We start from the raw sequence: 11,935 nt of genomic DNA on the forward strand, positions 1-11,935 counted from the left end.
TAACTGATATGGAGGTACTTTCCAATTTTCAATATAAAAAGCTTTTTCTCCCGAATATTACAGAGAAAATATTGTCTAACAACGCAGATATACAGCTTTACAGGCTTGAGGATTATCTTAAAGGTATTCTCATGCCTGTAATCCCTTACCGGACCACTTTTAATTTTATCATTTTTATTACAAATGGTCATATTAAGCAGTATTTGGACAATCAGGAATTTCAGGCGGAGAAAGGTGGAGTTATTTTTATCAAGCAAGGGACAATTACCGCAACCATAGAATTGTCTGATGATGCTGAAGGTTTTTTCCTGGCGTATGAAAATAATATTGTATCCGAGCAGGAATTGCCCAAGCATAAAACAAGCATTTTTTTCATACCTCCTTTCCTGAATTTGGATACACTTACGTATGTGACAGTCACCCAGCTTCTTACCATTATGGAGCAGGAGTTGTGGCTTAACGGATTAAATCTGAATGAAATAATTATCACGATGCTCCATCTTATTTTAGTTAAAATTTTAAGTACAGATTCCAGTAGCCATCATAGATCCGCCAGCCGTCCAATGGAATTATCTCTTCAGTTTCGGGAGATTCTGTTTAAATATCATGTGGGTGAAAAAAGAGTTGCTTTTTACGCAGATAAACTGTCTGTTACAGAAAATTATCTCACTAAATGTATAAAAAATGTAACCCAAAAGTCACCCAAACAATGGATTAACGAAATGGATATTAATTACAGCAAAGCATTATTGCATTCACGTAAAGATATAGCGGAGATTGCGTATGAACTTAATTTCCATACAGCTTCCCATTTTACACAACTTTTTAAGAAAATTACAGGAATTACACCTAAAGAATACAGAACGCAATTCTTGAGAAATAAAATGATCATCTCCTAAGTTAATTCTAATTAATATTCTTCTTTTTCGAAAATTGATGAGTTTAAGATATAAAGTCTTTAAATAGTAGTATTTAAGGTTTTTTTTATTTGTGAACAATCAATAAAAGATCCAAAAATTGAAGAAAAGATATCATTACAGAATTAATATTCAGTTTTTTATTTATATCAAGGCAATAATTTCGACATCAAAATGTTTTTATTCCAAGTTGATATTTATCTTTGCGGTGAAATATTCTGAAATATGATTGTTAATGAGAAAAACTGACAGTTTTTTGCTCGATTGATTTCCTATTTCATCTATTTAATTAATACCAAGAAACTTTATTAATATTAAAAAAATCTACTACATTAAAAAATAATAAACTGAATGCAAACATCTTTTTTTAAAATCGCGGCTGCTTCGGCTGCGCTCTGTTTCAGTACTTTAGCTGTTGCGCAGCAGAAATATTCGGTAAGCGGAACCGTAAAAGACAAAAAAAACGGAGAATTACTGATCGGAGTGACCGTAAAAGTAGCTGAGGATCCATCAATAAACGTTGTAGCCAATGAATACGGATTCTATTCTTTATCCCTGCCGGAGGGTAATTACAGAATGATCATTTCTTATCCGGGTTACAAAGATTTTGAACAGAATATAAAAGTTGATCAGAATATCAAGCTCGATCTTCCTTTAATTCAGGAAGAAAAACAGGAAAGAACAGCCAATATCGATGAGGTTATTATTTCCGGGGTTAAAAAGGATAAAAACCTTTCGACCGCTCAGATGGGTACGGAAACTTTAAGTATCAAAAATATAGAAAAACTGCCTGTTTTATTTGGTGAAAAAGATGTGATGAAGACGATCCAGCTTTTACCGGGAATTAAAAGTAACGGTGAAGGAAGCAGCGGATTCAGTGTAAGAGGAGGTGCGACAGACCAAAACTTAATATTATTGGATGAAGCGCCTGTTTATAATGCTTCGCATTTGCTTGGATTTTTCAGTACATTTAACAGTGATGCGCTGAAAGATGCAAGTATTATTAAAGGAAACAGTCCTGCACAATATGGGGGACGTCTTTCTTCGGTGATGGATGTTAAAATGAAGGACGGAAATAATAAAGATTATAACGTTAACGGAGGAATTGGTTTAATTAGCAGCAGACTGAGTGTGGAAGGGCCAATTCAAAAGGAAAAATCGTCGTTCATTGTTTCCGGAAGAAGAACGTATGCTGATTTATTTTTGAAATCAACCGACGATTTTAAAGACAGTAAACTATATTTTTATGATTTAAATCTAAAAGCAAATTATCAGGTTAATGAAAACAACCGTCTTTATTTATCGGGATATTTTGGAAGAGATGTGTTGGGAATAGGAAAGACCTTTGCAACAGATTGGGGAAATACGACGGCAACACTTCGTTGGAACAGCATTATTAATAGTAAATTATTTTCCAACACCTCTTTAATTTACAGTAACTATAATTATAAAGTAAGCTTACAAAGCAACGACAATACATTCGGACTGGATTCTCAGATTGAAGACTGGAATCTTAAACAGGATTTCACATGGTTTGCAGGGAATAAACATTCGGTTCGTTTTGGCTTACAGTCTATCTATCATACGATTACGCCAAGCAGTGCTTCAGGGACGAGTGTGAGTAGTTTTCCGAGAAATCCGAGATCTTCATGGGAAAATGCAGTCTATATCAATGATGACTTTAAGGCAACCGAAAAACTGACCGTTAATTATGGTTTAAGACTTTCAAGTTTCAGCGTTTTAGGTGGTGATACATTTAATAGTTATGAAAACGGAGTTCTTACAGACAGCAGATTTTTAGAAAAAGGAAAATTCGGGAAAACATATGTAAATCTTGAACCAAGAATTACAGCAAATTACAGAATCAATGAAGTAAGCAGTGTAAAAGGAGGATACGCCCGCAATACTCAAAATCTGCACCTTTTGAGTAACAGTACCAGCGGAAATCCTACCGATCAATGGATTGGAAGCAGCTACAGCGTAAAACCTGAAATTGCAGATCAGGTGAGTTTAGGATACAGCAGGAATTTCAAAAACAATAATTATGAGATTAATGCGGAGGTGTATTATAAATCAATGCAAAATCAGATCGACTTTAAAAATGGGGCACAGATCTCATTTGATACCGCAGCAGACGTTGAAAGCGAATTGCTGTTTGGTAAAGGAAGAGCCTATGGTTTAGAACTAATTGCTAAAAAGAAAAGCGGTAAACTTACAGGCTGGATTTCCTACACTTTATCAAAAACAGAAAGGAAAATAGACGGTATCAACGATAATGAATGGTATAACGCCAGAATGGATAAAACCCACGATCTTTCTATTGTTGCAACGTATGAACTGAATAAAAAATGGTCTCTTTCAGGATTATTTGTTTACAGTACAGGAAATGCAGTGACTTTCCCAACAGGAAAATATGAGCTGAACGGGCAGACTATATTTCAGTACAGCAGCCGTAATGCTGACAGAATGCCGGCTTATCACAGAATTGATCTGAGCGCAACGTACGAACCGGAATCTACAAAGCGTTTCAAAGGTTCTTGGTCATTCGGAATTTATAATGTTTATGGTCGTGAGAATGCCTACACGATTACTTTTGAAGATAATCCGAACAATCCGGGTACGACTCGCGCTATGCAGACGTCATTATTCCGTTGGGTACCAAACATCACTTACAATTTCAAATTTTAAATCATGAAGAATACATTTTTTATCATATTATCCCTGTTTTTATTAACGTCTTGCGAAAAAGAGATCGATTTAGACCTTGATAACAAAGGCGGAAACATAGTCATAGAAGCCAATATAACCAATCAGCCCGGCCCCTATTTTGTGAGAATAACAAAATCTGTGGCCTTTACAGAAAATAATCAGTATCCTGCAGTTACCAATGCTCAGGTTGTTTTAAGTGATAATACTGGTCAGACAGAAACTTTACAATATGTTGGCGACGGAAAATATAAAACCACAGCTTTCAACGGTGTCGTGGGAAGAACTTATACATTGAAAATTCAGGCAGAAGGAAAAGAATATACTGCCCAAAGCACGATGCCTCAAGAGGTAAATTTCGAAGGTCTAGAGCAGGATTCTTTTGTGTTTGGAGGGACAACAACCTATACACTTTTACCTGTTTTTACCGATCCTCAGGCATTAGGGAACCGCTATCTTTTTAATTTTACAGTTAATGATAAGCCTAAAAAGACATTCGAAGTTTTTTCTGATAACGTGAATAACGGATTGCCAAATCAGCGTCCTCTGTTTCTTCCTAACGATGACGGTGATGAACCGGATGATGTTTTAGTCGTGGCCGGAGATACAATTCATGTTGAAATGCAGAGTATTGACAATAATATTTTCACGTATTACAGCGCTCTTCTTCAGATCTCGGGAGATGGCGGTCCCGGTGGGGGTGTTACGCCTTCCAATCCTCCGAGCAATATTAATAACGGAGCTTTGGGATATTTTTCAGCGCATACGGTTAGTAAGAGAAGTGTTGTGATTGAGTAGTAATATTTTGAGAAAAATTTAATGAGATCCTGACGAAAGTCGGGATTTTTTTATTGAACTTGTTTAAACCACAAAAGGCACAAAAGACTGAACATATTACTTATTTAAGTTCATGATGAACTGCAAACAAGAACACATAAGTTTTTAAAAATCTTTGATTTTTATCTTTTGAGGGCTTTTGTTTTCAAAACGGTTAAATTTTAAAATGTTCAATCATGGCTTTTGTATCTTTTGTGGTTTAAGTAAAAAGTTTAAACGGGCTTATTTTAATCTGAATTAAAAGTTCTAAAACAAAAAATGCCTCCAAATTAATGAAGGCAATTTCTTTTATAATGTTTTTAAAACCTTTGTGGCATTTTCATTTTTAGGATTTATTTCCAATACTTTTTGATAATTCTGTTTGGCTTTTTCCTTTTGTCCGGCTCCCAGATAAGCTTCTCCTAGACTGTCGTATACATTTTCGCTTTTAGGATAGAGTAGAGTATTCACCCGGAAGACATCGATGGCTTTTGTAACTTCTTTTTGTTGAAGCAGAGCGTAACCGACACCATTTAAATAACCTTCGGAAAGCAGATTGTGATCGGTATCTTCAGTTTTTGCTTTTTGATATAATTGTAAACCTTTATCAAAATTTCCTTCCAAAATAAGCTCTAAAGGAGTCTTTTCATCACTGCTCATTTGTGGATTTTTCGACCGGATGGTCTTGTCCCCCAGAATTTGTATCAATTCTCTCTTTCCGGTTTTCCTATTTTTTATAAATTTAAATTGAAAATCCCAATCCCGAATTGCAAAAGTGTCTTCACCTACTTTAATAAGTTCTGTTGGAGTTTCTGTATTATTGATCGCCATTAGCTTTTTATTCTCCTGATAAACTTTATAAAAACCATACTTATCAGATCGGTAACGACCAATATTATTGCTAAAATCTTTTTCAGTTGTAGGCAGTATTTTATTGATTGAATTCACGTAATTCGGCCACTGATAAACGTTTGCAACCGAGCGTACAAGCTCTTCAATAAATGCAGGCTTGTTGGTATTCGTTAAAACGACAATTCCGTCACCGCTGGTTTTATTTCCTATAGATTTGCTGGAAAATCCCTCATTCCAGCCACCGTGACTGAAGTAGACCTTGCCGTTTCTATTTTCCAGAAAAATACCTAATCCCATGTATGGATCAATAAACGGAGTTGTAAATTCGGCAGCTGTTTTTTTAGAAATAACTGTCTGGCTTTTATTGCCCAGCGTATTTTGAATATCAATCACAAACTTTGCATAATCTTCTGCAGTTGTCCACAAACCTGCAGCGGCCAATTCAGGATAAATGTGATATTTTCCTTGAACTCTGGCTCCTTTTTCATCATAAGCTGTAGCCGCAAATTGAGCTTGAGCTTCCGATAAAGGTTGAGAGAAAGTACTGTTTTTCATATTTAGAGGTGAAAGTACTTTTTCAGTCAATATTGATGCAAAATCTTTTCCTTCAAGGTCTATCAAGATTTGTTGCAAGACGCAATATCCACCGCCGGCGTAACGAAAAGGTGTTCCGGGAAGTTTATTGACAACAACTGCCTGAGAATTGGCCGGAGCTTGTCCATTCAAGACCTGTACTAATGTCGGAATAGGTTGGCCAACTTGGTAACCAGCAAATCCGCTTACGGTAAAACCTGCAGTATGACTGACAATATTTTTGAGACTTACTTTCTTTTGCTTTGTGAATTCATTTTCAGGAACTTTCCATGATTTCAGATAAGAATTCACATCTGCATTTGGATCCAGTTTTCCCATTTCCACTTCTTTTAGCGCAGCGTAAGCACTTACCGGTTTACTCATAGATGCCGCCTGAAATAACGTGTTGGAACTCACAGGGGTTTTTGATTCTACATCTGCAAATCCGTATGTTTTGCTCCAGATCACTTTAGAATTTTTAATGACAGCGATGCTTACTCCCGGAACATTGTAATATTTCATACGAGACTCTAAAGTCCAGAGAGGTTCACCCTGAAACCGCACAACAGGCATCAATCCTGATTCTACTTTAGCAATTTCATTTTTTAATTGAGAGTCTGTTTGTGCCGAAAAAGGACTTGCCATCATTCCGAAAACGAGAACAGTATAAAAAGGAGTTTTAGCCTTCATTCTATTTTTAATTTGATTGGCTAAAAATAGATAAGTTTTACGAATATTAAATAAAATGTTTTCTGTGTTATTTTAATAATTGATAATTATTTACTATCATGGAGGTTATCCGAGAAGAATTGTTGCTATTAAAGTTGATTATAAAAGAAAATATTGATAAATCAGGATAATTAACACAACTTTAACTTCTGTTGTCAATTTTCCCGACATCTATATCCGTGCAGAAAGCCGTACTTTGCAATATAATAAAAGAACGATAAAATGGGGTTATTTGATATGTTTACGCAGGAGATCGCAATGGATCTCGGAACCGCTAATACATTAATCATACATAATAACAAGATTGTTATTGATCAACCCTCCATTGTTGCTATAGACAGAACAACAGGAAAGCCCATTGCAGTTGGCGAACAAGCCAAATTAATGCAGGGGAAGACCCACGAAAATATTAAAACAATCCGCCCTTTAAAAGATGGAGTTATTGCCGATTTTCATGCTTCGGAGCATATGATCAAGGAATTTATCAAACAAATTCCGGGGATCAGAGGAAGGTTTATTCAGCCTGCACTTAGAATTGTTATCTGTATTCCTTCCGGAATCACCGAAGTTGAAAAAAGAGCTGTTAAAGACTCTGCATTAAAGGTAAATGCCAAGGAAGTAAAGTTGATCTATGAACCAATGGCAGCCGCTATTGGAGCAGGTATTGACGTACAGAGTCCTGAGGGAAATATGATTGTTGATATAGGTGGCGGAACTACCGAAATAGCTGTTGTTGCGCTTGGAGGAATTGTTTGTGACAAGTCTTTAAAAATTGCCGGTGATGTGTTTACCAATGATATTTCTTACTTTTTAAGATCATATCATAACTTATATATTGGAGAGCGAACTGCCGAAAGAATTAAAATTGAAATAGGTTCTGCACTGGAGGAACTGGATTATCCTTTAGAAGACATTCCTGTACAGGGAAGAGATCTAATTACGGGTAAGCCAAAAGAGATCATGATTAATTATAAAGAGATCTTCAAAGCTTTGGATAAATCTATCATGAGGATTGAAGATGCCGTAATGGAAACACTTTCTCTTACTCCGCCGGAACTGGCTGCAGATATCTACAAAACAGGTATTTATCTTGCCGGAGGTGGTGCTTTGTTAAACGGATTGGCGGACAGACTGCACAAAAAAACAGGACTTCCTGTATGTGTTGCAGAAGATCCTTTGAGAGCCGTTGTTCGTGGAACAGGAATCGCACTTAAAAATATCAATAAGTTTAGATTTTTAATGAGCAGTTAATTTTTTAATAACTTATTTTCGATTTGTACTGTTTTTATTTGATTAGTAACAGGTGTCAACGCGATATTAAAGGTTTATTTTAACTATAATAGAAAATATAAATCCTGACTAAAGTTGGGGTTTATATTCATATGTCTTCTAGCTGAGTGAAATCGAAGATTCGACGTAGTCAAACGCCCTTGCGAACTTAAAAACAGTTAGTAGTCAAAGAAAACATTGCGCTCTTTGCGTTAAAAAAAGCAGATAGAATGATTTTAAGCATATTTTCAAGAAATTCAGTTATTATTTAATGCATAATTAATCGTAAACTCATATTTTTACAGTGAATTAGTTGATGGGAATTTAGAGGCCAAGAATTATTTTAATGAATATAAAAATGATCAAAAAACCTTTACACAATTTCCATATTCCTGTGATGGGATTAGCGTATACGATAGACAGTCCTATTCGTGTCGCGCAATACGGAATTTCTTCCGTTGTTTCTATAATTGATGATGAAATTATAGAGAAAATGAAAAACTTTTATAATGAAAAATTCAATTTAAATTATTCAAGTATTTCAACAAAAATAGACGACTACCGTGCCAAAAGAATTACTGCTTATCTGGACATGGTGGACGACATCGTTAATGAAAAGTTTGACGCTTTCAAAGAAGAGATTGCAAAAAACAAAACAGCTTTGAAGAACTTTGTGGATATGCTTCCCAATACTTCAGAGCTGAAAAACGGGTTACAGAATCTTCTGAATCAAAAAGAAAGTTTTACATCTTCGATCAAACATTTTATTGAAAAAAATCTTGCTCCCGGGAGTATAGATGTCAATATCATGACGAAAGTTGATAAGGATAACTTCAAAAAAAATGAGCAGTTACCTGTCATATACAACGATGCTCATGCTTCTTTGCGCGGTTTTGCCAACAGTAAATTATCTTCTTCCGTGGTGCTTTCCGCGGGAATGAATCCTCGTTTGTACAGTTATATTGAAGAATTTAACGACTTTTTTCCTGATGAAAATGGTTTTCTGAAAAAGAAAATTATCTTGAAGGTGAGCGATTTTCGTTCTGCGATGATTCAGGGGAATTTTTTGGCTAAAAAAGGACTTTGGGTTTCTGAATACAGAATAGAATCCGGTTTAAACTGTGGTGGTCATGCTTTTGCAACAGAAGGTCTCTTGCTTGGCCCGATCATGGAAGAATTTAAACAGAAAAAAAACGAACTGATAGATTCTGCCCATGCTTTAATGCTCAATGCTTTACAGCAAAAAGGGAAAATTACAGTTTCTGAGCCTTTGGAAATGAAAATCACCGTTCAGGGTGGAGTAGGAACATCGGAAGAACATGATTTTTTACTTAAAACCTATGATGTAAACAGTGTCGGTTGGGGCTCCCCGTTTCTACTCGTTCCGGAAGCTACTTCAGTTGATCAGGAAACGCGGGAATTACTTTTAAATTCTAAAGAAAATGATTTTTATTTAAGTAATCTTTCGCCTTTGGGAGTGCCTTTTAATACCGTAAGAGGAACGTCCAACGAGATTTTTAGACAAAACAAAAACAATAAAAAACGTTATGGAAGTTCATGTCCTAAAAAATTATTGGCTTTAAGTAAAGAATTTTCGGCTGAAGGAATTTGTACAGCTTCAAAAAAATATCAGGATATTAAACTTGAAATTTTAGAAGCAGAAAAACATCAAATAACAAAGGAACAATTCAAAAAAAGAAAGGAAGACATTACTGAAAAAGCGTGTTTATGTGTAGGTTTGGTAAACGCTGCCTACATGGAGCAAAAGTTGGAAATAAAAGGAGAAAAGCAGGGCGTGGTGATCTGTCCGGGGCCAAATCTTGCTTTTTTTGATAAAGAAGTTTCTCTTTCGCAGATGGTACAGCATATTTACGGAAATACCAATATCCTTCCCGATAATGCCCGTCCAAATATGTTCATCAACGAATTGAAAATGTATATTGATCACTTGAAAAAAGAAGTTTCAGATTTCTCAGGAACAGTGACAAAATCACAGGATAAAAAATGGAAAACCTTTAAAGAAAATCTGTTTGAGGGAATTTCGTATTATGAAAGTCTGTTTACTCGATCAAATTTCTTTCAATCAGAATTAAATACAATTAATAATCAGCTTCAACACTATAAAATGATGCTTTCGGGGATTGAACTTCCAATATTTGAAAAATAATATAAAATCTTATACTTTAAGTCTGTTTAAACTTTTTGTTTTAACCACAAAAGAGACAAAAGTTATTATTAAACCATTCAAAGTTTAGATATGTTGAAAACAAAAGCCCTCAAAAGAATAAAAATCCAAGATTTTTAAAAACTTATGTGTTCTTATTTACTGTTAATTATGAACTTAAATAAAATAATATGTTTAATCTTTTGCTTCTTTTGTGGTTAAAATAAAAAGTTTAGACAAGTTTTTTATCAAAAAGCAAAACCTTCAAATTAAGATTTGAAGGTTTTTGAATTTCCCATTTAAAGTTCTTATCATTGCACTTATGAAAAAGATGATGTGTATACTGCTGTTTTTTGCGTCTATGTGCGTGTTTTCTCAAATCAAGGCGAAAATTATCGGTATAAAAGATGGAGATACTGTTGTCGCTTTACTGGCAGACAAAACTCAGGAAATTTTACGTTTGGCAGAGGTAGATTGTCCCGAAAAGAAGCAGCCTTTTGGGAATAATGCCAAACAATTTACAAGTTCTGAAGTCTTTGGAAAAGAGGTTATATTTTACAGAATTAAAAAAGACAGATACCGAAGAACAATTGCTAAAATATTTTATGATGACGACAAATATCTTTCTGCTGAAATCATCAAATCAGGCTATGGATGGTGGTATTTTAAAGCTTCAAAAAATAGTAAGCTGAAGGAATATGAAATTTTAGCAAAGAAACAGAAACGAGGTTTATGGTCAGATAAAAATGCAATATCACCGTGGGATTTTAGGAAAATAAAGATAGAAAAATCGAAAGCTGCTAAATTAAAAATAAAAACCTCCGAATTAAATTCAGAGGTTTAGTATTTAAAAATTAACTTTCTTTAAGTCCTTGCGTCACATCTAATCCTTCCATCACATCTAAACTTTGAAACTTTTGTTGCAGTTGCATGGTTTCAGGTACTTTTACCATAGAATTAACCGTAACGTGAGGCCAGTTAACAGGCTGTGCAGATCCTGTAGCCGGGAAAACCAGATTAATCGTCTGAGAATACTGTAATATCTGACTTGGATTTCCTGCGCTGTCTACAATATCTTCAATCCAGAAGGTTGCATCCATTTTTGTAGCGTTTACATTGGTCTGGATAAACGGGATATTCAAAATTCCTCCGTTGGCATCGGGTGTGTCGGTAGACATTTGAATAACAGTCATATTGCTCACTCCGCCTGTTCCTACTAAAGCTTCCAATGTAGATTCAAGGAAAGCATTTGGATTAACTTGATTGAACGGCGCAAACTGCGGATTTCCGATAATCTGATCCGAATAACCAAGCTGAGTGATTCTGTCACCATTCAGTAAAGTTGGAATTGAAGAAGCCGGACTAAAAAAATCTGTTCCCGGATTACCCACCTCAACTGAGCTTCCAAGCGCCAACAATGAATTTCCGTGAGGAATGGTCGACATACGGGCAATCGTGTATCCTCCGTTTGGCTGACCTAAGTTTAAAAATAATCCCGTCTCAACATGAATCGTTGATCCTGCAGGAAAACCACGCTCGTTGCAAAAGCTACTGTCGCAAGCACTTACGATTTGCTGTTCATACAAAAGACCGAAGATCATTTGTTCTACTTGCTGTCCGTTTACGACAGGACCACGATTTCCGGCCTGTACGACAACAGGATTAAAGGTCAGTGTTTCTGTGTAAGGAATGACTTCAAAAACAAATCCTTTATCCTGTCCGGGAACAGAAATAGTATTCCAACCCGCTGAAATAGCTGTTGCAGGAACGTCGACGTTTTTCCAGGTTCCTACCAATGGTGCCAAAGCGCCAAGATCCGAGGCAGAAACTTTTTCAAGAGGAAGGACTTGCGCCCCTAAGGTTAAGCCTCTCATTTTGCTTTCTAGATTCATAATTTTTAGTTTTTAAG

At 35.6% G+C, this 11,935-nt stretch carries 8 protein-coding genes; 6 read left to right on the forward strand and 2 right to left on the reverse strand.

The window, feature by feature from the left end; translation table 11 throughout:
* The first annotated feature begins 8 nt into the window (after positions 1-8).
* From BT156_RS06735 to BT156_RS06745, 3 genes are all read left to right on the forward strand, one after another.
* Positions 9-899, forward strand: a complete 891-nt coding sequence (locus tag BT156_RS06735) for a helix-turn-helix domain-containing protein (RefSeq protein WP_072408463.1) — start codon at positions 9-11, stop codon at positions 897-899.
* Positions 900-1,268: 369 nt separating this feature from the next.
* Entirely contained in the window at positions 1,269-3,605 is a 2,337-nt protein-coding gene (locus tag BT156_RS06740) for a TonB-dependent receptor (RefSeq protein WP_072408465.1), read from the forward strand.
* Positions 3,606-3,608: 3 nt separating this feature from the next.
* The gene (locus tag BT156_RS06745; protein WP_072408467.1) at positions 3,609-4,421 is read left to right on the forward strand and encodes a DUF4249 domain-containing protein; all 813 of its coding nucleotides are present in this window, start codon (positions 3,609-3,611) and stop codon (positions 4,419-4,421) included.
* Between the two features lie 327 nt (positions 4,422-4,748).
* On the opposite strand, the gene BT156_RS06750 is transcribed toward BT156_RS06745, so the two are convergent.
* A complete protein-coding gene (locus tag BT156_RS06750; protein WP_072408469.1) occupies positions 4,749-6,554 on the reverse strand; it encodes a serine hydrolase domain-containing protein in 1,806 nt (601 codons plus the stop codon).
* Positions 6,555-6,815: 261 nt separating this feature from the next.
* Between BT156_RS06750 and BT156_RS06755 the strand changes: the two genes are divergently transcribed.
* From BT156_RS06755 to BT156_RS06765, 3 genes are all read left to right on the forward strand, one after another.
* Positions 6,816-7,844 (forward strand): rod shape-determining protein, encoded by a 1,029-nt coding sequence (locus BT156_RS06755; RefSeq protein ID WP_066749971.1) that lies wholly within the window; start codon positions 6,816-6,818, stop codon positions 7,842-7,844.
* A 376-nt stretch (positions 7,845-8,220) separates the two neighbouring features.
* Positions 8,221-10,029, forward strand: coding sequence for a hypothetical protein (locus BT156_RS06760; RefSeq protein WP_072408893.1), 1,809 nt, complete (start codon positions 8,221-8,223; stop codon positions 10,027-10,029).
* 328 nt (positions 10,030-10,357) lie between these two features.
* Complete coding sequence (locus BT156_RS06765) at positions 10,358-10,870, forward strand: thermonuclease family protein (protein WP_228430030.1); 513 nt, start codon at positions 10,358-10,360, stop codon at positions 10,868-10,870.
* 10 nt (positions 10,871-10,880) lie between these two features.
* On the opposite strand, the gene BT156_RS06770 is transcribed toward BT156_RS06765, so the two are convergent.
* Entirely contained in the window at positions 10,881-11,918 is a 1,038-nt protein-coding gene (locus tag BT156_RS06770) for a heme-binding protein (protein WP_072408474.1), read from the reverse strand.
* Positions 11,919-11,935 lie beyond the last annotated feature (17 nt).

Source organism: Chryseobacterium limigenitum (assembly GCF_900114875.1).
Lineage (GTDB): Bacteria > Bacteroidota > Bacteroidia > Flavobacteriales > Weeksellaceae > Chryseobacterium > Chryseobacterium limigenitum.